Genomic DNA, 20,397 nt, shown 5'->3' with positions numbered 1-20,397 from the left:
TGACAATCCGCTCTCGGTCCGGCTCTTCCTCTGAAGCGAATAATCGTCCGCACGCGGCCGGACGCATTAAGGCCGCCGCCTGGCCCGAGGCCACCGGGGCCCGTTGCGGACTCAGATCCCGCGTAGCAGGCTTATTGCAGCGGTATGGGGGTCCAGACGTCCCTCGGCTACCGCCTCGACCAGGGCCTCCAGCGTCCCGTCGGCGCGAGCCCGCGCCACCACCTCCTCGCTGATCCGGGTCTGCAGGGCCCGAAGGATCTCCGCCTTCCGCCTCTCACGCCGGCGGATGGCGAGCAGCCCTTCCGCCTCCAGGTAGGCACGGTGGCCATGGATCGCCCCCAGTACCTCCCCCACCCCCTCCCCCCGCAGGGCCACCGTCTTCAGCACCGGAGGCTGCCACCCCCCCGGGGGGGCCAGCCGGAGCATGGCGCTGATCTCGGTGACAGTCCGCTCCGCATCCGGGCGGTCGGCCTTGTTGACCACGAAGAGGTCTCCGATCTCCATGATCCCGGCCTTGAGCATCTGCACGGCGTCGCCCAGGCCCGGGACGGTGACGACGGCGATCGTGTCTGCGGCGCTTACCACGTCCACCTCCCCCTGCCCTGCGCCCACCGTCTCGATGAGGATGGTGTTGCATCCCAGCGCGTCCAGGATGCGCACCACGTCGCCCGTGGCCGGGGCCAGCCCTCCCAGGTGACCTCGCGTGGCCATGCTGCGGACGAAGACCCCGGGGTCGGTGGCGTGCGCCTGCATCCGCACTCTGTCCGCCAGGAGCGCCCCGCCGCTGAAGGGGCTGGTCGGGTCCACGGCGATGATCCCCACCTGGCGGCCTTCGGCTCGCAGCAGCGCGGTCAGGGCGTCGACCAGGGTGGACTTGCCCGCCCCCGGCGGGCCGGTGATCCCTATGGTGTAGGCCCGCCCGGCGTGCGGCAGGAGGGCGCGCAGCGCTTCCCGGCCCTCGGGCTCCCCGTCCTCCACCAGGGAGATGAGCCGTGCCGCCGCCTGATGAGACCCGGCCAGCACCTGGGCGACCAGGGCCTCGACCGGAAGGCTCACACCACCGCCACCGGGCGGTAGACGCCGAAGACCGAACGCAGCACGTCGCAGATCTCGCCGACGGTGGCGTAGGCGCGGACTGCCTCCAGCACCGGCTCCATCACGGGGCCATCGCCCTCGGCGGCGGCGCGTACGCGGGCCAGCGCTCGGGCCACCGCATCACCGTCCCGCTCGGCGCGTACGCGGGAGAGGCGCGCCCGCTGCCGCTCCACCACCGCGGGGTCGATGCGCAGCAGCCGGGGGCGAACGGTCTCCTCCTGCACGAAACGGTTGACGCCGACGACGATCCGTTCCCCGGCCTCGATCGCCCGCGCCTCCTGATAGGCGCTCTCAGCGATCATGCGCTGCACCAGGCCGCTGCTGATGGCCGCCAGCATCCCTCCGGCCTGCTCGATCTCCTCGATGAGGTGGCGGGCCTCCCGCTCGATCTGGTCGGTGAGCGCCTCCACGTAGTAGGAGCCCCCCAGGGGATCCACCACCTCCGCCACCCCGCTCTCGTAGGCCAGGATCTGCTGGGTGCGCAGTGCCAGCAGGGCGGACTCCTCCGTGGGCAGGGCCAGGGCCTCGTCACGGGCATTGGTGTGGAGTGACTGGGTCCCCCCCAGCACGGCGGCCAGCGCCTGCAGCGTCACCCGCACCACGTTGTTGTCCGGCTGCTGCGCCGTCAGCGCCGCCCCCGCGGTCTGCGTGTGGAAGCGGAGCATCCGCGAGCGGGGGTCCCGGGGGCGGAAGCGCTCCTGTACCAGATTCGCCCACAGGCGCCGGGCGGCGCGAAACTTGGCCACCTCCTCCAGCAGGTCCATCTGCGCGGCGAAGAAGAAGGAGAGCGTGGGGGACACCCGGTCCACGTCCAGCCCCGCCTGCACCGCCGCCTTCAGGTAGGTCAGCGCGTCTGCCAGGGTGAACGCCACCTCCTGCACGGCGGTCGCCCCGGCCTCGCGGATGTGGTAGCCGCTGACGCTGATGGGGTTCCACCTGGACAGGTGCTCCGTGCAGTAGCGGAAGATGTCGACGACCAGACGCAGGGAGGGCTGCGGGGGGAAGATGTAGGTCCCGCGGGCGATGTACTCCTTGAGGATGTCGTTCTGGATGGTCCCATCCAGGAGGCGAGGGTCGATTCCCCGGCGCTCTGCCACCGCCACCACCATGGCCAGCAGGATCATGGCCGTGGCGTTGATGGTCATGGAGATGGAGACACGATCCAGAGGCAGCCCCTCCAGCAGGAGCTCCATGTCGGCCAGGGAGTCGATGGCCACGCCGACCCTGCCCACCTCCGCCTCGGCCAGGGGGTGGTCGGAGTCGTAGCCCATCTGGGTAGGCAGGTCGAAGGCCACGGAGAGGCCGGTCTGCCCCTGCGCTAGGAGGTAGTGGAAGCGGCGGTTGGACTCTTCCGCCGTGCCGTAGCCCGCGTACTGGCGCATCGTCCACAACCGCCCGCGGTACATGGTGGGGTAGATGCCGCGGGTGAACGGCGGCTGTCCCGGGAGGCCCGGGTCCCGGGCGGCCTCTGCCGGGACGTCGGCGGGCGTGTAGACGATCTTCCGCGCGCTCCTGGCGCCCATCTCACACCGCCCCCGCTGCCCGATCCGGTTGCAGCACCACGATCACGTCTCCGGCTGAGACCTCACCGCCGGCGCTCGCCCGCACCTCCCGCACCGTCCCCGCTGCGGGCGTGCGGAGCTCCATCTGCATCTTCATCGCCTCGATCACCGCCACCGCCTCTCCGGCGCCCACCGCCTGGCCCGCCCGTACTTCCACGGCCACCAGCAGCCCGGGCATCGGCGCGCGCACCTCTACCGCGGGCAGCGCCCGGTCCGGCGCACGGCCTGGACGGTGCAGGGGACTGGCCGGAGCCACCCGGAGATCCAGGTGGTCGACCGCCAGTGTCACGCCCACCAGGTCGCCCTCAGACTCCACCACCACGACCTGCCGCCGGCTGTCCCACTCCAGCCACCAGTGCGTGCCGCCCAGGGCGGGATTCCATCGGACATCATACTCCTTCCCCTCCAGGCGGACGCGGTAGCCTCCACCGGGGACCTCCACCACCTCTACCTCCACATCGAGGCCGGCGCCGCTGACGACGTACTTCACATCCCGCCTCGCAGCGCCTCCAGCCGGGCCACCCGCTGCCAGCCATCCGCCGGCACCTGGCGACGCGCCCTTGCCCGCAGCCGCTGGTGGGTCCAGAGGGAGGCGGCGATCACCGAGACCTCCTGCGCCTCCCGGTCCGGTGGCTGCTCGTCCAGCCGCCGGTCCCAGCGCTGGGCGAAGCGGATGTCGTAGGCCCCCGCGCGGAATGCCGGATCGCGCACTGCCCAGCGGAGGAAGGGCAGGGTGGTCCGCACGCCGGAGACGGCCATTTCGTCCAGAGCGGCGGCCATGCGGTCGAGGGCGGTGGAGCGGGAGGGACCCCAGGTGATCACCTTGGCCAGCAGCGGATCGTAGTACCGTGACACCGGCAGCCCCGGCACAAGTCCGCTGTCCACCCGCACGCCCGGCCCTGCGGGTTCGCGCACCTCCACAATCACCCCCAGCGACGGGAGAAAGCCGTGGTGCGGGTCCTCGGCGCCCACGCGGCACTCGATGGCGTGCCCCCGCAGGACCACCTGGTCCTGACCCAACCACAGCGGCTCGCCCCCGGCGATGCGCAGCTGCGCCTCCACCAGGTCCACCCCCGTCACCATCTCTGTGACGGGGTGTTCCACCTGCAGCCGCGCGTTCACCTCGATGCAGTAGAAGGCCTCCCCGTCCAGGAGGAACTCCACCGTCCCGGCGTTGACGTACCCCACGGCGCGGGCCGCGGCCACCGCCGCCATACCCAGGCGGTCGCGCAGCGCGGGGGTCAGGGCTGGCGCGGGGGACTCCTCGATCACCTTCTGGTGGCGCCGCTGCACCGAGCACTCCCGTTCCCCCAGGTGGACGACCTCCCCGCGGGCGTCGGCCAGCACCTGCACCTCCACGTGCCGCGGACGGTCCAGCCACCGCTCCAGGTACAGCCGCGGGTCGCCGAAGGCGGCGACCGCCTCTCCCCGGGCCAGCCGCAGCGCTGATGGCAGGTCAGCCGCCGACTCCACCAGGTGGATTCCCTTTCCCCCTCCGCCCCCAACCGCCTTGATCAGCAGCGGATAGCCCACCACATCGGCGGCAGCGATTGCCTCCCGGTCGTCCACCGCTCCGGTTCCCGGCAGGACCGGGACGCCGGCGGCGGCGATCCGCTGCCGGGCCGTCACCTTGTCGCCACACCGCGCCAGCACCTCGGCCGGCGGACCCACGAAGATCACCCCCGCGGCGGCGCAGGCGGCGGCGAAGGCCGGGTTCTCCGCGAGGAAGCCGTAGCCGGGGTGGAGGGCGTCGGCCTCTGCGGCGCGGGCGATCTCCAGCAGGCGGGGGATGTTCAGGTAGGATTCAGCCGGAGAGTCGCCCGGCAGCGGCCAGGCCTCCGCCGCCAGGCGCACGTGCGGCGCGCTCCGGTCCACCGGGGAGAAGACGGCCAGGGGGACGACACCCAGCGCGCGGCACGCCCGGATGATGCGGACGGCAATCTCACCGCGGTTGGCAATCAGCAGGCGGCGGATGCGCACCGGAAGATGAGAGACACCGCACGCAGAGGAGCGGGATCAGCAAGACCTGCGACGGCAGCGCTTCCTTCACTCCTCAGAGCTCTTCGTCCTCCTCCTCACGCCGGGCGTCCGGCCGGTAGACCATGGAGTAGCGGGCGATCTGGAACCCGCACGCCTCCCAGAAGCGCAGCCCGCGGACGTTGCCCGCCACCACGGCGGCGTAGATCTCGCCCGCGCCCTGCGCCTTGAGGAAGGTGATCACCGCCTCGGCCAGGCGGCGGCCGAGCCCCTCACGGCGGTATTCCGGGTAGATGAAAAACTCGGCAATCATCCCCTGGGCCCGCCCGTCCACCATCCCCCGCTGCAGGGTGGCGATGGCGAAGCCCACCTTCCGTCCCTGGTCCACCGCCCACCAGATGTGTCGCGTCTTGCCCTGGTCCCGGAAGAGGACCTTCAGGTACTGGTCCAGCCACTCCTCCGGAGGCGCCTCCCCGTTGATCTCCTCGCGGTAGTGGCGCATCCAGTCCCGGAACTTCCTGTCGCCGGGGTCGACGTGCTCCAGTTTCATGGCGACACGTAGTCCTCGAGTGCTCACAGAGGTCGGGCGCGGGTAGGGTATTCACCCTTGCACCGGGAGACTCCTGTAGGAGGGCAGGGTGCTCCATGGCCAGAGCAGGGCGGTGCCAGGCGGCTCAGCCCAGAATGCCGTACTCGTAGGGGCTGCGGATGAGGGCCCCTTCCACGAAGCGCGAGGGACGAAAGATCCCCAGGTCGATGGCGGGACGCTCGCCGAGCAGGTACTGCGCCAGGACCTCGCCCAGGGCGGGACTGAGCTTGAAACCGTGTCCGCTGAACCCCGCGGCGACGAAGAGCCCCTCCACACCCTCCACCGGCCCCAGCACCGGCTGCCAGTCGGGGGTGACGTCGTAGAGGCTGGCAAACCCGCCGCGCACTTCTCCCTCCGCCGCTGCCGGGTACCGCCAGGCCAGCCACCGCCCCACGCGCTCGGCGAAGGCGAAGTCCAGCCCCTGGTCGTAGCGGTCGACGGAGACCTCCTGCTCGTCGGCCTCCTGCAGAGATCCCAGGAGTACCTGACCGCCCACATCGGGCCGCAGGTAGAAGCCCCGCAGCAGGTCGCCGCAGATCCGCCGGATGACCACCGCGGATATATACACTGCGGCCACCTGCACGCGCACGGCGCGGATGGGCAGGCGAACGCCCAGCGGCTCCAGCAGGCGCGGTGTCCACGGTCCGGCGGCCACCAGGACGCGAGCGGTGCGGATCCACCCGGCATCGGTCTCTACCCCCTGCACCCTGCCGCGCTCCACGACGATGCGCCTGGCGGCGGTGCCGGGGGAGACGACCGCGCCGTGGCGTCGCGCCGCCGCGGCGAACGATGTGCTGGTGGCGTGTCCGTCGGCATACCCGGAGTCCGGCTCGAAGGCGGCCGCGGTTACGTCCTCCAGGCGCATGGCCGGTTCCAGCTCCGCCAGCTGGTGCGGCCCGAGCACCGAGGTGCGCACGCCCAGAGCGGACTGCAGGCGGACGTTGGCCTCCAGCCGGGGGCGGTCGGCCTCTCCGGCCAGCAGGAGGAACCCGGTGCTGCGGAAGTCGGCAGTCCCCCCCACCAGGTCGGCGAAGCGCTGGAAGATCTCCAGGCTGCGCCGGGCCAGGCGGATCAACGGCTCCAGAGAGTAGTGCAGGCGGACGATGCCGCTGGACTTACCCGTGGGCCCGCCTCCCACCTGATCCTGCTCCAGCAGTAGGACGCGGCCCGCCCCCCGGCGCGCCAGCTGGAAGGCTGTGCTGGTGCCGGTGCACCCACCGCCAATGACCACCACGTCGGCGCTATCCATCTCAGAGAGGGATGTTGCCATGCTTGCGCTTGGGGGTTGGCTGGCGCTTGCCCTGCAGGACCTCCAGGGCGGCGATGAGGCGGGGGCGGGTCTCCCGCGGTTCGATGACGTCGTCGATGTAGCCGCGGGCGGCGGCCACATAGGGGTTGGCGAACTGAGCGCGGTAGGCGTCAACCAGCTTGCGGCGACGCGCCTCGGGATCCTCGGCCTCAGCCAGCTCCTTGCGGAAGATGATATCGATGGCTCCCTCCGGTCCCATCACCGCAATCTCGGCGGTGGGCCAGGCCAGGTTCAGGTCGCCGCGGATATGCCGGCTGCTCATCACATCGTAGGCTCCACCGTAGGCCTTGCGCGTGATCACCGTCAGCTTGGGCACTGTGGCCTCGCAGTAGGCGTAGAGGAGCTTGGCCCCGTGACGGATGATCCCGCCGGCCTCCTGGGCCGTCCCCGGCATGAACCCCGGCACGTCCACGAAGGTGAGCAGCGGGATGTTGAAGGCGTCACAGAAACGGACGAAGCGGGCGCCCTTGTCCGAGGAGTCGATATCCAGCACCCCGGCCAGCACCGCGGGCTGCTGCGCCACGATGCCGACGGACCGGCCGTGGAGGCGGGCGAAGCCCACCAGCAGGTTGGGGGCGAAGTCGCGGTGCACCTCCAGGAACTCTCCGTGATCGACGACGCGCCGGATGACCTCGCGCATGTCGTAGGGCCTGGCCGGGTCCTCCGGAACCAGCGTGTTCAGGGCGTCGTCCATGCGCGCCGGGTCGTCGCTGGGCTCCAGGCGCGGCGGATCGTCCACGTTGTTCTGCGGCAGGTAGGCCAGCAGCCGGCGCACCAGCCCCAGAGCCTCCTCGTCGTCGTCGGCCACGAAGTGGGCCACGCCGCTCCTGGTGGCGTGCACCCCCGCCCCGCCCAGCTCCTCGTGGCTGACCTCCTCGCGGGTCACTGCCTTCACCACCTGCGGGCCGGTGACGTACATGTAGGACGTGCCGCGCACCATGATGATGAAATCGGTCATGGCCGGCGAGTAGACGGCGCCGCCGGCGCAGGGGCCCAGCACCGCGGAGATCTGCGGGACGACGCCGGAGGCCAGCACGTTGCGCAGGAAGATCTCAGCGTACCCCCCCAGCGCGGCCACCCCTTCCTGGATGCGGGCTCCGCCCGAGTCGTTGAGGCCGATGATGGGGATGCCGCTACCAAGCGCCAGGTCCATGACCTTGACGATCTTCCCGGCGTGCCCCTCACCCAGCGACCCGCCCAGCACGGTGAAGTCCTGGGAGAAGACGGCTACCGGACGGCCGTCGATGGTCCCCCAGCCGGTGACCACGCCGTCGGCCGGGGCTTCCACCCGGTCCAGGCCGAACTCCCGGCCGCGGTGGGTGACGAAGCGGTCCAGCTCCACAAACGATCCCGCGTCCAGCAGCAGGTCCAGGCGCTCGCGGGCGGTGAGCTTGCCCGCGGCATGCTGCCGGCGGATCCGCTCCTCGCCGCCCATGGCCAGGACCGCCTGGGCGCGGCGGCGGAGCTCGTCCAGCCGATCCACGGGGGCCTCCCTCTTCTGCAGGTCGCCCACTCCGGCGTCGGGCGGGCCTAGGCCTGCACCGGGACTTCCCGTGGCAGGAGGGCCCGAGGGCGGATGGAGATGATGGCGTGCTTGAAGATCAGCTCCTCCACCCCCCGGGCCTGCACCAGCAGGCTGTAGGTCCCGAAGTCCCGCACCACCGCCTCGGGGATCTCATAGCCGTCGCGACAGCGGATGTGGACGGCGACCCCGCTGTGGATCAGCCGGCGGTAAAAGTCGTCTTCCATCCCGCCCCGTGGGGCGCGGCCGCCTTCAGGGCGACCGCCCTCGGCGCGGTACGGCTCCTCGCGTGTGGCCATCCCTGCACCTCCCTGCACTTCCGGACGAATCTCCTGCACGCTGGCGATGGTGTCCTCCACGGTCTCCTGTCCAGGGGGACTGGCCGGGGGACCGGCCTGCGCCTGACCCTGCGCCGCGGGGGATGGCGGGGCCTGTGGAAGGCGGATGAGACGCTGGTAGTGGGCACGCATCTCCTCCATGCGGCTCCACCGGTCCCGCGGCCGCGGCAGCTCCTCGTCGGGCAGCTGTCCCAGCGCCCGCAGCGTCGCCTTCACCACCGCCTCCGTCTCGCTGGTCCGCACCACCTCGCCGCCGACCTGGACCAGAGGTCCCTCCACCTCCCCGCCAGCGGCGGCCAGGGTGAGCCCGACCAGCGCCACGGAGACACCGGCGAAGGGCACCACCGCCACCGACTCCAGGGCGGCCTTCCACCCCACGTCCTCCAGGACCCTGCTCGCGGCCTCCAGCGTCGCCTGGGCCACGGTGCGCAGGCGGAAGGCGGCGCCGGGCGAGGACTGGGCCACCCCCACCGCCTGCTTCTGCGCCCCCTGACGGTCGTACCGCAGGTCCACCAGGACACGCGTGGCGCTCTCGGTCAGTGTCTCCTCGATGCGGAATAGACGGAAGCGGGCGGGAGGCACCCGACCGGGCTCGGGCCGCAGGTGCGCGATCTGCAGGCGCCACCCTTCGATGGGCAGGCCGTATTCGCTCATCAGTGCCGCGCTGACCTGGCGGCGCAGCCCCCCGTCATCGCGTACGCTCTCCGTGGTCAGGAAGATGCGCTCGATCTGCCCTTCCTGGTTGGCCACGACGCGGGCTGAGGCCACCCCTTCCAGCCGCTCCAGGAACTGCTCGATCTCCTCCGCGTAGACTTCTCTGGCCATGACCGACCCCGCTCCGGCCTCCCTATTGTAGCGGAACGCCCTCCTCCGCGGCTCCCGGACACGCGCCTAGAACCGCGGGATGGCCGGCGGCCGCGGGAGAGGGTCCTCGATGATGAACCCTTCTCCGCCCAGCGCCTTCCGTGGCTGTCCCTCTATCAGGATGCGCACACGGGAGACGCCAGAGAATTGTGTTCCCGTGTAGACCAGCTGCCAGACACGGCCCTGCACGCTGGACGACCCTCCGCCGCGCTCCACCTCCGCGGAGAGATCCACCACCGCCACGTCACCGGCCACTGCCAGCCCGCGCAGGACCGTCCCCGGAGGGATCTCCGTGGTCAGCCCCAGCGCCCGCTCCCCTTCCGAGGGGCCGGCCAGCAGCGCTGTGTACGCCCCGCGCAGCTTGCTCTCCAGGCTGCGGGCCAGGACCAGACGGGTAACCGGGGCCAGCGTGGCCTCACCGTCCTGGACCCGGGTGAAGTAGACGGCGACTTCGGTGGGTACGGGGCGGATGAAGAGGTACCAGACCAGGGCCGGACCGATAACCAGCAGGAAGGCCAGCAGCCAGCGGTTCCGCACGGACCGGTTCCGATCAGGGTTCACGGGCCGACTCCGATCAGGGTGAGGAACTCGGCTTCATCCAGCAGGCGGATCCCCCGCCGCCGGGCCTGTTCCGCTTTGGCCCCCGGCTGTTCGCCCACGACAACATCAGTGGTCCGGGCCCCCACGCTGCCGGCCACCGTGCCTCCCAGGGCCTTCACCCGCGCCTCCGCCTCTCCCCGGGTGAAGCGCCGCAGCGTCCCGGTGAAGACGAAATGCCGTCCAGCCAGCGGCCCCTCACCCCGCGCATCCGGCGGGGCGGGCACCACACCAGCCTCCAGCAGCCGCAACACCAGCGCCCGGTTCTCCCCCTCCTGGAAGAAGGTGACCACGCTGTGGGCGATTACCGGACCCACCCCGGGGACGTCCCGCACCTCCTCGAAGGAGGCCTCCATCAGCGCCCGGATGTCGCGGAAGTGCGCCGCCAGCGTCTCCGCTACGGTGGGCCCCACGTGCCGGATGCCCAGCGCGACCAGGAAGCGCGCCAGCGTGGTCCGCCGGCTGCGGGCGATTGAATCCAGCAGGTTCTGCGCCGACCGCTCTGCCATCCGCTCCAGATTTAGCAGCTGCTCACGGCGCAGGCCGTAGAGGTCGGCGGCGTCCCCCACCAGGCCCGCGGCCAGCAGCTGCTCCAGGCGTCTGGTCCCCAGCCCCTCGATGTTCAGCGCATCCCGGGAGGCAAAGTGCAGCAGCGCGCCCATCACCTGCGCAGGGCAGGCGGGGTTGGGGCAGCGCGTTACCGCTTCCCCCTCCGGGCGGATCACCGCGGTGCGGCAGACCGGGCAGCTCCCCGGCATCCGGAAGGGACGCTCCTGCCCGGTACGTCGCTCCGTCAGCACCCGCACCACCTCGGGGATAACCTCCCCGGCGCGCTGCACCACCACCCAGTCGCCCGCGCGCACGTCCTTGCGCCGCACCTCGTCCTCGTTGTGCAGCGTGGCGCTGGTCACCGTCACTCCGGAGACGGCCACCGGCTCCAGCACGGCCACGGGGGTGAGGGCTCCTGTGCGCCCCACGTAGACCACGATGTCCTTTACGCGGGTCATCACCTGCTCCGCCGGGAACTTGTACGCGATGGCCCAGCGCGGCGCCTGGCTCGTCGCCCCCAGCTCCGCCTGCTGGGCGACGCTGTCCACCTTGACCACCACGCCGTCCGTCTCATAGGGGAGGTCGCGGTGCCGCACCGTCCACTCCCGCACGTAGGCCCGCACCTCGTCCAGGGAGGTGCAGCGCCGGGTGTGGGGGTTGGTGCGGAAGCCGGCCGCGCGTAGCCAGGCCAGGGTCTCGCCGTGCGTGGGCAGCTCCAGGCCCTGCACGGCACCTAAGCCATAGACGAAGAGGTCCAGGGGGCGGGAGGCGGTAACCTGCGGGTCGAGCTGGCGCAGCGATCCGGCGGCGGCGTTCCTGGGGTTGGCAAAGGGCGGTTCTCCCCGGCCGGCCCGCTCGCGGTTGAGCACCTCCAGGGCCGCACGGGTCAGGTAGACTTCGGCCCGCACCTCCAGCAGCGGTGGCGGGGGATCTGCCCGCAGGCGCAGGGGCAGGCTGCGGATCGTGCGCAGGTTGAGCGTGACCTCCTCGCCCCGCTGCCCGTCCCCCCGGGTGGCCCCGCGGGTGAAGCGTCCGTGCTCGTAGACCAGGGAGACAGCCGCCCCGTCAATCTTCAGCTCGCAGACAAAGGCCAGGGGGACGTCCCCCAGGATGTGGACCAAACGGCGGTGCCAGGCGTCCAGCTCCTCCTGGCTGAAGGCGTTGGCCAGGCTGAGCATGGGCTGGTAGTGCACCACCGTGGCGAAGGCCAGGGCGGGCGGCGCCCCCACCCGCTGCGTGGGGGAGTCGGGTGTCTGCAGCCCGGGGAAGCGTTCCTCCAGGTCGCGCAGCTCGCGCACCAGGGCGTCATACTCCGCGTCGCTGATCCTGGGAGCGTCCAGGACGAAGTAGAGGTAGTTGTGCTCCTCGATCTGGCGGCGCAGCTGCTGCACACGGCGCAGGATCTCGAGTGGAGCACCGGAGGACGGCCCCATGGCGCAGCTACGAGGGGTAGACGGTGGCACCGTGCGCGTCCACGGACACCGTGCGCGTCGCCGATGTCACGCCGTGGCTAGCGAAGGCCTGGCGCATGGCCTCCCCTACGCGCTCCCCCCGGCCGGGGGGGCTGAAGGCGGCCACCGTGGACCCGGAGCCCGCCAGCACCGCACCGTAGGCGCCGGCCTCGCGCGCCGCCACCAGCACCGCGGCGAACCCTGGCAGCAGCCTGGCCCGGTGCGGCTGATGCAGGCGGTCCTGCAGGGCCGCCGGGAGCAGCGCACCGTCCCCGGTCAGCAGGGCCGCGACCAGCAGCGCCACTCTGGAGAGGTTGAAGACCGCATCGGCCAGGGGGACGGTCCGCGGCAGCAGCGCCCGCGCCTCCGCGGTGGGGATGACGCGATCGGGTATGGCCAGGGCAATCTCCAGGTCCAGCCGTGGGAGAAAGCGCCCCGCGCGCAGGGCCTGGCCGTCCCGGGTCACCACCACCACCCCGCCGAGCAGCGCCGCCGCCACATTGTCGGGATGCCCTTCCAGCTGCACCGCCAGCTCCAGCAGGGCCGTCTGGTCCAGGGGGTGGCCCAGCAGCTCGTTGGCCGCCACCGCCCCACCCACGATGGCGGCGGCACTGCTGCCCAGGCCGCGAGTGACCGGGACGGCCAGGCGGGCTTCGATGGCAAAGGCAGCCCTGCGCCCCGCCTGTCGAGCGACCTCCTCCGCCGCCCGCAGGACCAGCGGCGCGGGCTCCCCGGCCAGCGCAGCGGCATCTCCCCCGCTGAAGGAGACCGCCGGCCGGTCGGCGATGCTCACGCGGAAGCGATCGTAGAGGTTGACGGCCATGCCCAGGGCGTCGAAGCCCGGGCCGAGGTTGGCGATGGTGGCGGGAACAGCCACCTCAACGGTCATGGGAGGGCATCGCTGGTGTAGCTGGACTGGAGCATCCACTTCTCCGGATCGGCCTCCACCCTGTTCACCCGCCTCACAGTGGTCTCGCTGAACTCCACGATGCGTGGCTCTTACCACTGTACCGCGCCCGGCAGGAAGGGAGCCAGCGCTGCGGCGACGGCATGGCGGTGCGCCTCTTCCCGCGTGACCAGGCCGCGGGTAAGCCAGCCGATGGCGCCGCCGGTCTCGCTGTCCACCAGAGAGGAGTGCTCGCGGACGATCTGGCCGAGGTCCTGCCCCCGGCGGACCGCCTGCACCACTTCCGGCGGCAGGAGGATGCGCATCCCCGCTCCCAGCCCCACCCGTCCCCTGCGGTCGATGGCGGCCGCCCAGCTCCCGAGGAAGGTGCCGTGCGGGGTCTCCTCCAGCCCGTCTTCGATCCCCACACCCAGATCGGCTCCGCCCTCCCGCAGCGCGCGCCGGGCCCGCTCCAGCGCGCCCCGGATGGTCTCCTCGACCGAGAGGGGTAGCGGGCCGACACCGCCCTCCACGCCCAGGGCCACGACCTCCGCTCCGGGGAAGGCCCTCTGCAGCACGACCGTGGCCGCGGCCACCTTGGCTGGCTGTTGCGAGCCGACGGCGATGCGCGTAGGCGAAGAAGGGAGCGGGCTGCTGCCGCAGGGATCCATCTGCTAGACTGGGACCGCCATGAACCCCGTGCTCTTCCAGGCCGGACCGCTGGTCGTCCGCTGGTACGGAGTGATGATGGCGCTGACGATCCTGGCGAGCATCCTCTTCGCCCTGCGCTGGGGACCTCGCTTCGGCATCGCCCGGGAGTTCATCGACCGCATCACCTTCCCCCTGGCCCTGGTTCTCTTCGCCGGGGCCCGGCTGGGGTACGTCGTCTCCCATCCGGGAGAGTTCGCCGACCCCCTGGAGGTCTTCCGCCTCTGGCACGGCGGGCTGACGTCGCATGGGGCCATCGCCGCCGGGCTGCTGTACGGGTACCTGGTGGCGCGCCGCGGCGGTGTCTCGTACTGGTCGCTGGCCGACACCGTGGTCTGGGCCATCCCCCTGGGCAACATCTTCGTCCGCTTCGGCAACTTCATGAACGGCGAGCTATACGGAGACCCGACGGCGCTGCCCTGGGGAGTCCTCTTCCCCACGGCGCCGGATGCGCCGCGCCATCCCCTGCAGCTCTACGAGATGGCGCTGGCCGTAGTGATCCTCTGGGCCGCCTGGCGCGTGGCCAGGCGGCGCGCGTTCCCCGGGCAGGTGTGGTGGGTCGTTGTCGTGCTCACCTCCGCCGGACGTATCCTCCTGGATGCGCTGCGCAGCGAGGAGCACGTCATCCTGGGGACCCTGGCCTACGGCCAGGTGGCCGCAGCGATCCTGCTTCTGGCCGGCGTGTGGTTCCTCTGGCGCCGTCCCCGCAGCTCGCCCCCTCAGCCCCCGCCGGTCGGCGCGGATCCCGAGCCGTAAGCGCGGAACCTCACCGGGCGCCGAAGAGGTCGACCAGAGGGTGGACCGCCTGCGTCAGCGCGCCCGGGAGCACGCCCAGGAGGATCACCGCCGCTGCCGCGGTGACGACGACGGCGCGCACGCCGGGCGCAGGTACCACCTCCACACCCTCCACCTCCCTGCCCACGAACATGATGTAGGGGACGCGCAGGTAGTAGTAGACGGAAACCACCGAGGTCAGGGCCCCCACCAGAGCCACCGCGGGCTGGCCCGCAGCCAGGGCCGCACTGAACAGGTAGAACTTGCCGATGAACCCCGCCGTCGGGGGCAGTCCGGCCAGGGAGACCATAAACACGGCCATGGCCGCGGCCAGCCAGGGCGCCCTCCCTCCCAGGCCGGCGTACTCCTCGATAAGGTCCGCTTCCTCGCCGGCCCGCTGCAGCAGCAGGACCACAGCAAACGCGCCCAGGGTCATGAAGAGGTAGGCCACCAGGTAGAAGACCATCGCCCACGCCCCCTCCGCTCCTCCGGCAGCCACCCCGATCAGCAGGTACCCGGCGTGGGCGATGCTGGAGTAGGCCAGCAGGCGTTTCATAGAGCGCTGCACCAGCGCCACCAGGTTGCCCAGGATCATGGTGGCCACGCTGAGGGTGGCCAGCAGCAGCGTCCACTGGCCGGCCAGCCCGGGCAGGGCCAGGGGGAAGGCCCGCAGCACCGCGGCGAATGCGCCCACCTTGGCCACCACCGCCATATAGGCCGTCACCGGCAGCGGCGCCCCCTCGTAGACGTCGGGTGCCCAGGTGTGGAAGGGGACCAGGGCGGCCTTGAAGGCCAGGCCGATGGAGAAAAGGGCGACGCCTATCCCCAGCAGCGGGGTCAGCCCCGCCGCTGCAGCCCGGGCCAGCGCCCCCAGAGCGGTGGACCCAGAGGCACCATAGAGCAGGGCAACCCCGTAGAGGAAGAAGGCCGTGGAGAAGGATCCCAGCAGGAAGTACTTCATCCCCGCCTCCTGGGAGCGGACATTCCCGCGGCGGAAGGCGGCCAGGACATACAGCGGGATGGATAGGGTCTCCAGTCCCAGGAATAGGACGATCAGGTCTCCGGCGGCCGCCATGACCATAGCGCCCAGGCAGGCAAAGAGGAGGAGGGCATAGTACTCCCCTCGTTCCAGGCCGGTTCGCCGCAGGTAGTCGGCGCCAAGGAGGGTGGCCAGAACCGCAGAGATCAGCGCGATGGCCTGGAAGAGCACCGTGGCAGCATCGCGCAGGTAGGCGCCGGCGAAGGCCGGCGGGCGAGGCCCCACCCAGATCACGGCCCCGGCGGCGGCCGCCAGCCCCAGGATAGTTCCCGGGGCCAGCGCCTTCCGCCCGCGGACCCCGGCCAGCACATCCCACATCAACACCGCCATGGCCAGGGCGGCCACCACCACCTCCGGCAGGACGGTGCGCAGGTCGATGGCCGCACTCACGGCGTCACCGTGCCCCCAGAGGCGGAATCCTCCCAGCTACCGCGCCGGGGGTACCTGCGACTGGCCGTCCAGGCGTCACCGCACCCTGCGTACGGCGTTCCACGCGCTCCACCACCGCGCGCACGGAAGCCTCGGAGCGGCGCAGCAGAGGGGAAGGGTACAGGCCGATCCAGAAGATGAGCACCACCAGCGGGAGGAAGACCAGCGCCTCTCGCGCGTTCACCTCCACCAGGCGCTCCGGCGTCTTTGCCCTCACCGGACCCTGCATCACCTTCTGGTAGGCCCACAGCAGGTAGATCACCGAGAGGATCACCCCGCTGACGGCCAGGACGGCCAGTGGCGGGGAACGGTGAAAGGTCCCCAGCAGGATGAGGAACTCGCCTACGAAACCGTTGGTCGATGGCACAGCGGCGGAGGAGAGCAGGACGATGGTGAAGAGGGCGGCGAAGCGCGGCATAAGCGCGGCCACCCCGCCGTAGTCGGCGATGGCCCGGGTGTGCAGCCGGTCGTAGAGGACGCCGACGATGAGGAACAGCCCGCCGGTGGAGATGCCGTGGTTGACCATCTGCAGCAGGGCGCCCTGCAGCGCCTCGGTGGTCAGGGCGAAGATGCCCAGGGTGACCAAGCCCAGGTGGCTAACGCTGCTGAAGGCCACCAGGCGCTTCAGGTCAGGCTGGGCCCAGGAGACGATCCCCCCGTAGATGACCCCCACCACCCCCAGGGCCAGCAGCAGCGGTGCGGCGGTGACCGCCACCTGGGGGAAGAGTCCCAGGGAGAAGCGGAGGAACCCGTAGGTCCCCATCTTCAGCAGGAGGGCTGCCAGGATTACGCTGCCAGCGGTGGGTGCCTCCACGTGCGCGTCCGGCAGCCAGGTGTGCAGCGGCCACAGCGGCACCTTCACGGCGAAGGCCAGGGTGAAGGCGGCAAACAGCCAGGGAGCAAGCCCTGAGGGCGGCGCCGCCTCCTGGAGGCGCAGCAGATCAAAGGTGCGCGCGCCCGCCGGCGCCGCCGTCAGGTAGAAGGCGATGATGGCCACCAGCATCAGCACGCTGCCTGCCATGGTGTACAGGATGAACTTGTTGGCGGCGTAGGTGCGCTGTGGGCCGCCCCAGATGCCGATGAGGAAGTACATGGGAACCAGCACTGCCTCCCAGAAGACGTAGAAGAGCAGCAGGTCCAGGCTGAGGAAGGTCCCCAGGACGGCGGTCTCCAGGAGGAGCATGGCCACCGTGAACTCCCGCACCTTCTCCGCAATTGCCCCCCAGGAGGAGAGCAGGGCGATGGGAAAGATCACCGCGGTGAGCATCACCAGTAGCAGCGAGATCCCATCCACCCCCAGCGCGTACTCGATGCCCAAAAGCGGCACCCAGGGCCGGCGGACGACAAACTGCATCTCCCCGCTGCCCGGGACGAAGGCCTGGAAGAGCCGGACGGCCAGGCCCAGAGTGGCCAGGCTGGCCAGCCATCCCACCCAACGCGCTGCGCCGGCGCGCCGGCGCGGCAGCGCCGCCACCACGGCTGCGCCGATGGTCGGGGTGAAGATCAGCCAGGTGAGCATCAGCGCGCCACCCAGTAGGCCATGATCAGGATCGCCCCCACCAGGATGACCGCCGCATACTGCCGGATGTAGCCGGTCTGCAGCTGGCGCAGTCCCCGGGCCCCTGCGGCGGCCAGCGCCCCGATCCCGTTAACCGCGCGGTCGATCAGGCCCAGATCCACCGGGCCGGCCAGAAGCAGCGCCAGGTGCCTGGCTGCGGGGACGAGCACCCCGTCGTAGAGATCCAGCAGGTACCAGTGGCGGCGGAACAGGTGAGCCACCCAGCCCAGGTCGGGATCGCGCCGGTCACGGTAGCCGAGCCAGCCGACGACCACCCCGGCCACGGCAGCGAGGACCGCCAGCGTCGGGGCAGACAGCCCGGGTGCCGCCGCATGCGGCGCGCGCACGGCGAACTGCAGCCCCAGGAACTTCAGCAGTGGCGCGCCCACCGTTCGCGCGCCCAGCAGTCCGCCGCCCAGGCTGAGGCTGGCGAGGGCGAGCATGGGCCACAGCATCACCGGCGGGGCCTCATGGGGGTGCGCCTCCCGGCGGGGCCGGTCGAAGAAGGTGTAGCGCGTGGCCCGCGTGATATAGACCGCCGTCACCAGCGCCGTGACCAGCCCCAGAAGGAACGGCAGCAAGCTCCCCCCGGCTGCGGCGTGCTCCCACGCCTTCTCCAGGATCAGGTCCTTGCTGAAGAAGCCGGCAAACGGCGGGATGCCCGCCAGGGCCAGAGCGCCGATGACGAAGGTTCCCGTGGTGTATCGCAGGCGGGGGGCCAGACCGCCCAGGGCGCGCATGTCCACCACGTTGTCCATGGCGTGCATGACGCTGCCGGCGGCCAGGAAGAGCAGCGCCTTGAAGAAGGCGTGGGTGGTCAGGTGGAAGATGCCGGCGGCGGGGGCCAGCGTGCCCATGGCCAGGAACATATAGCCCAGCTGGCTGATGGTGGAGTAGGCCATCACCCGCTTCATATCCCACTCCACCAGGGCGACGGTGGCAGCAAAGAACGCGGTAGCCGCTCCCACCGTGGCCACCACCGACAGCGTCACCGGGTGGGTGAACAGCGGGAAGAGGCGGGCGATCATGTAGACCCCGGCGGTGACCATGGTGGCCGCGTGGATCAGGGCTGAGACGGGGGTGGGGCCCTCCATGGCGTCGGGCAGCCAGGTGTACAGCGGCAGCTGCGCCGACTTCCCCGTGGCCCCGGCAAAGAGGAGCAGCGACGCCGCCACCATCACCGAAGCAGAGAGCGTCCGGGCCTGCGCGCCGATCGCCCGCAGATCCAGCGTCCCCAGCTGGGTCCACAGCAGCAGGATCCCCACCAGGAACGCGGCGTCGCCGATGCGGTTGACCACGAAGGCCTTGCGCCCGCTGCTGGCCGCGCGCTCCCGATCGAACCAGAACCCGATCAGCAGGTAGGAGCACAGCCCCACCAGCTCCCACCCCACGAAGAAGACCAGGAGGTTCTTCCCCAGCACCAGCAGCAGCATGGAGGCCATGAAGAGGTTCAGGTAGGCGAAGTAGCGGCTGTAGGCTCGGTCCCCGGCCATGTAGCCGACGGAGTAGATGTGGATGAGCAGCCCCACGCTGCTCACCACCAGCGACATCACCAGGGAGAGGCGGTCCAGCAGCAGCCCCGCCTCCACCCTGAAGGCGCCCGCGGCGATCCATGTGTAGAAGGTCCGCTGCGCCGGGGCCCCGGGAAAGGTCAGCCAGGCGCTCGTGGCCGCCGCTGCGGCCAGGGCCACGCTGCCGCATCCCACCAGCGCCACGGCACCCCGCGGCAGCCGCCCTCCCACCAGGCCCAGCACCAGCCAGCCCAGGGCCGGCCACAGGGGAATCGTCCAGGCAAAGCTAGCCACGGAGCAGGCGGACCTCGTCCAGGTCGACCGTGGCCCGGGAGCGGAAGATCTCTACAATGATGGCCAGCCCCACCACCACCTCCACCCCGGCCACAACGATGGTGAAGAATACCGCCAGCTGCCCGTCCATGGACGGCAGATGGCGGCTGAGGGCGACGAACGTCAGGTTCACTGCGTTCAGCATCAGCTCGATGGACATGAAGACAATTAACGCGTTGCGCCGCACCAGTACCCCCACCGCACCCAGGGAGAAGAGGAGGGCACCCAGCACCAGGTAGGCCGGCAGGGGCACCGTCACCGCGGCACCGCCTCCGCCTTCGCCTCCACCTCAGACGGCGGGCGCGCGGGGACCCGCAGCACCAGAGCCCCCTTGGCCAGGACCACCGCGGCGACAATCCCCACCAGGAGCACCACGGAGGCCAGCTCGAACGGCAGGAGGAAGCGAGTGAAGAGCAGTCGTCCCACGGCCTCGGTGCTGCCAAAGCCCTCCGGCGGGGCCGGCGCCGGATCCGCCAGACCGGGGGCCCGCAGGGAGGCGAAGAGCACCCCGGCCAGGAAGAAGGCGGCAACCAGGGTGGCCCCGGCCCGCCAGGGCCGCAGACCTCGGGTGGGGGGCTCGCCGGTGGCCATGTGCAGCAGCATGATGACGAAGAGGAAGAGGACAACGATGGCGCCGGCGTAGACGATCACCTGGAGGACAGCGATGAACTGCGCCCCCAGCAGCAGGTAGAGTCCGGCCAGCGCGCCCAGAACCATTAGCAGCGCCAGCGCGCTGTGGATGGCCCGGGCGGAGGCGACCACACCCAGTCCGCCGGCCAGGGCCAGCGCGGCAAAGATGATGAAGAGGACGGGTTCCATCACACCTCCCGGTGGGGGTCGCGGCCGCTGGCCCCGGGATACGGCTCGGTGAGCATGGGCTTGGTGTAGATCAGCGCCGCCCGGCTGGGGCCGGCCAGCTCGTAGTCGTGCCCCAGGACGATGGCCCCCGTGGGGCACGCCTCCTCGCAGAAGCCGCAGAAAATGCAGCGCAGCATGTTGATCTGGAAGTCGGCGGCGTAGCGCTCCCCGCGGCTGACCTGGTGCTCGGGAGTGTTCTCCGCCGCCTGGACGAAGATGGCCTGGGAGGGGCAGACGATGACGCACAGCTCGCAGCCAATGCACCGCTCCAGCCCGTCTGCGTACCGGGTCAGCCAGTGCCGCCCCTTGAAGCGCGGCTCCACCGGAGGCTTCCGCTCCGGGTAGAGCACCGTCACCGGGGGACGCGCCAGGACGCGCAGGGTCACCCCCAGCCCCCGGAGAAGCCCCAGCACCTGCCGCAGGGCCACCGCCATGGTCGTGCTCACCC

The 20,397-nt window shown here is 71.1% G+C and carries 19 protein-coding genes; 1 reads left to right on the top strand and 18 read right to left on the bottom strand.

Translation table 11 applies throughout. The annotated features are described in order from the left end of the window. Nucleotides 1-111: 111 nt before the first annotated feature. The 12 genes from meaB to QN152_00700 all read right to left on the bottom strand — a co-directional run bounded on the left by meaB (nucleotide 112) and on the right by QN152_00700 (nucleotide 13,410). Complete coding sequence (gene meaB / locus QN152_00755) at nucleotides 112-1,056, bottom strand: methylmalonyl Co-A mutase-associated GTPase MeaB (protein ID MDR7538047.1); 945 nt, start codon at nucleotides 1,054-1,056, stop codon at nucleotides 112-114. Continuing rightward, entirely contained in the window at nucleotides 1,053-2,618 is a 1,566-nt protein-coding gene (locus QN152_00750; GenBank protein MDR7538046.1) for a methylmalonyl-CoA mutase family protein, read from the bottom strand. Before QN152_00750 ends, meaB begins: the two co-directional genes overlap by 4 nt. A 1-nt stretch (nucleotide 2,619) precedes the next feature. Beyond that, entirely contained in the window at nucleotides 2,620-3,147 is a 528-nt protein-coding gene (locus QN152_00745) for a biotin/lipoyl-containing protein (protein ID MDR7538045.1), read from the bottom strand. After that, on the bottom strand, nucleotides 3,144-4,637 hold the full coding sequence (locus tag QN152_00740; protein ID MDR7538044.1) for a biotin carboxylase N-terminal domain-containing protein: 1,494 nt from the start codon (nucleotides 4,635-4,637) through the stop codon (nucleotides 3,144-3,146). Before QN152_00740 ends, QN152_00745 begins: the two co-directional genes overlap by 4 nt. Nucleotides 4,638-4,710: 73 nt before the next feature. Further along, nucleotides 4,711-5,184, bottom strand: a complete 474-nt coding sequence (locus tag QN152_00735) for a GNAT family N-acetyltransferase (protein MDR7538043.1) — start codon at nucleotides 5,182-5,184, stop codon at nucleotides 4,711-4,713. A gap of 124 nt (nucleotides 5,185-5,308) precedes the next feature. Continuing rightward, entirely contained in the window at nucleotides 5,309-6,472 is a 1,164-nt protein-coding gene (locus QN152_00730) for an FAD-binding oxidoreductase (protein MDR7538042.1), read from the bottom strand. A gap of 1 nt (nucleotide 6,473) precedes the next feature. Further along, nucleotides 6,474-7,967, bottom strand: coding sequence for an acyl-CoA carboxylase subunit beta (locus QN152_00725; protein MDR7538041.1), 1,494 nt, complete (start codon nucleotides 7,965-7,967; stop codon nucleotides 6,474-6,476). Between the two features lie 95 nt (nucleotides 7,968-8,062). Beyond that, nucleotides 8,063-9,217 (bottom strand): hypothetical protein, encoded by a 1,155-nt coding sequence (locus QN152_00720; protein MDR7538040.1) that lies wholly within the window; start codon nucleotides 9,215-9,217, stop codon nucleotides 8,063-8,065. Nucleotides 9,218-9,283: 66 nt separating this feature from the next. Continuing rightward, on the bottom strand, nucleotides 9,284-9,817 hold the full coding sequence (locus QN152_00715) for a GerMN domain-containing protein (GenBank protein MDR7538039.1): 534 nt from the start codon (nucleotides 9,815-9,817) through the stop codon (nucleotides 9,284-9,286). Beyond that, a complete protein-coding gene (gene ligA, locus QN152_00710; GenBank protein MDR7538038.1) occupies nucleotides 9,814-11,793 on the bottom strand; it encodes an NAD-dependent DNA ligase LigA in 1,980 nt (659 codons plus the stop codon). The genes QN152_00715 and ligA overlap by 4 nt, the downstream gene beginning before the upstream one ends. Before the next feature lie 49 nt (nucleotides 11,794-11,842). Further along, nucleotides 11,843-12,742: a homoserine kinase gene (gene thrB, locus QN152_00705; protein ID MDR7538037.1), complete on the bottom strand. Its 900-nt coding sequence runs from the start codon at nucleotides 12,740-12,742 to the stop codon at nucleotides 11,843-11,845. A 110-nt stretch (nucleotides 12,743-12,852) separates the two neighbouring features. Next, the gene (locus QN152_00700) at nucleotides 12,853-13,410 is read right to left on the bottom strand and encodes an inosine/xanthosine triphosphatase (protein MDR7538036.1); all 558 of its coding nucleotides are present in this window, start codon (nucleotides 13,408-13,410) and stop codon (nucleotides 12,853-12,855) included. Nucleotides 13,411-13,429: 19 nt separating this feature from the next. Between QN152_00700 and lgt the strand changes: the two genes are divergently transcribed. Then, nucleotides 13,430-14,203 (top strand): prolipoprotein diacylglyceryl transferase, encoded by a 774-nt coding sequence (gene lgt / locus QN152_00695; GenBank protein ID MDR7538035.1) that lies wholly within the window; start codon nucleotides 13,430-13,432, stop codon nucleotides 14,201-14,203. Between the two features lie 10 nt (nucleotides 14,204-14,213). On the opposite strand, the gene QN152_00690 is transcribed toward lgt, so the two are convergent. The 6 genes from QN152_00690 to nuoI are packed head-to-tail and all read right to left on the bottom strand — an operon-like array spanning nucleotide 14,214 to nucleotide 20,395. Next, nucleotides 14,214-15,650: an NADH-quinone oxidoreductase subunit N gene (locus tag QN152_00690; GenBank protein ID MDR7538034.1), complete on the bottom strand. Its 1,437-nt coding sequence runs from the start codon at nucleotides 15,648-15,650 to the stop codon at nucleotides 14,214-14,216. A 4-nt stretch (nucleotides 15,651-15,654) separates the two neighbouring features. Then, nucleotides 15,655-17,208: an NADH-quinone oxidoreductase subunit M gene (locus QN152_00685; GenBank protein MDR7538033.1), complete on the bottom strand. Its 1,554-nt coding sequence runs from the start codon at nucleotides 17,206-17,208 to the stop codon at nucleotides 15,655-15,657. Further along, nucleotides 17,208-19,052, bottom strand: a complete 1,845-nt coding sequence (nuoL, locus tag QN152_00680; protein ID MDR7538032.1) for an NADH-quinone oxidoreductase subunit L — start codon at nucleotides 19,050-19,052, stop codon at nucleotides 17,208-17,210. Before nuoL ends, QN152_00685 begins: the two co-directional genes overlap by 1 nt. Next, nucleotides 19,045-19,344, bottom strand: coding sequence for an NADH-quinone oxidoreductase subunit NuoK (gene nuoK, locus QN152_00675; GenBank protein MDR7538031.1), 300 nt, complete (start codon nucleotides 19,342-19,344; stop codon nucleotides 19,045-19,047). Before nuoK ends, nuoL begins: the two co-directional genes overlap by 8 nt. A 2-nt stretch (nucleotides 19,345-19,346) precedes the next feature. Continuing rightward, nucleotides 19,347-19,910 (bottom strand): NADH-quinone oxidoreductase subunit J, encoded by a 564-nt coding sequence (locus QN152_00670; protein ID MDR7538030.1) that lies wholly within the window; start codon nucleotides 19,908-19,910, stop codon nucleotides 19,347-19,349. Beyond that, nucleotides 19,910-20,395 (bottom strand): NADH-quinone oxidoreductase subunit NuoI, encoded by a 486-nt coding sequence (gene nuoI / locus QN152_00665; GenBank protein ID MDR7538029.1) that lies wholly within the window; start codon nucleotides 20,393-20,395, stop codon nucleotides 19,910-19,912. Before nuoI ends, QN152_00670 begins: the two co-directional genes overlap by 1 nt. Nucleotides 20,396-20,397 lie beyond the last annotated feature (2 nt).

This window comes from Armatimonadota bacterium, assembly GCA_031459715.1.
Taxonomy (GTDB): domain Bacteria; phylum Sysuimicrobiota; class Sysuimicrobiia; order Sysuimicrobiales; family Humicultoraceae; genus Humicultor; species Humicultor tengchongensis.
Note: the sequence above shows the minus strand (reverse complement) of the source record. Positions and strands in the feature narration are given on the sequence as shown.

Excerpts from the sequence above, each read along its gene's own strand:
- QN152_00730 (MDR7538042.1), bottom strand. The coding sequence starts at position 6,472 with ATGGATAGCGCCGACGTGGTGGTCATTGGCGGTGGGTGCACCGGCACC.
- QN152_00700 (MDR7538036.1), bottom strand. The coding sequence starts at position 13,410 with ATGGATCCCTGCGGCAGCAGCCCGCTCCCTTCTTCGCCTACGCGCATC.
- QN152_00685 (MDR7538033.1), bottom strand. The coding sequence starts at position 17,208 with ATGCTCACCTGGCTGATCTTCACCCCGACCATCGGCGCAGCCGTGGTG.
- QN152_00720 (MDR7538040.1), bottom strand. The coding sequence starts at position 9,217 with ATGGCCAGAGAAGTCTACGCGGAGGAGATCGAGCAGTTCCTGGAGCGG.
- lgt (MDR7538035.1), top strand. The coding sequence starts at position 13,430 with ATGAACCCCGTGCTCTTCCAGGCCGGACCGCTGGTCGTCCGCTGGTAC.
- thrB (MDR7538037.1), bottom strand. The coding sequence starts at position 12,742 with ATGACCGTTGAGGTGGCTGTTCCCGCCACCATCGCCAACCTCGGCCCG.
- QN152_00725 (MDR7538041.1), bottom strand. The coding sequence starts at position 7,967 with ATGGGCGGCGAGGAGCGGATCCGCCGGCAGCATGCCGCGGGCAAGCTC.
- QN152_00735 (MDR7538043.1), bottom strand. The coding sequence starts at position 5,184 with ATGAAACTGGAGCACGTCGACCCCGGCGACAGGAAGTTCCGGGACTGG.
- QN152_00750 (MDR7538046.1), bottom strand. The coding sequence starts at position 2,618 with ATGGGCGCCAGGAGCGCGCGGAAGATCGTCTACACGCCCGCCGACGTC.
- QN152_00670 (MDR7538030.1), bottom strand. The coding sequence starts at position 19,910 with ATGGAACCCGTCCTCTTCATCATCTTTGCCGCGCTGGCCCTGGCCGGC.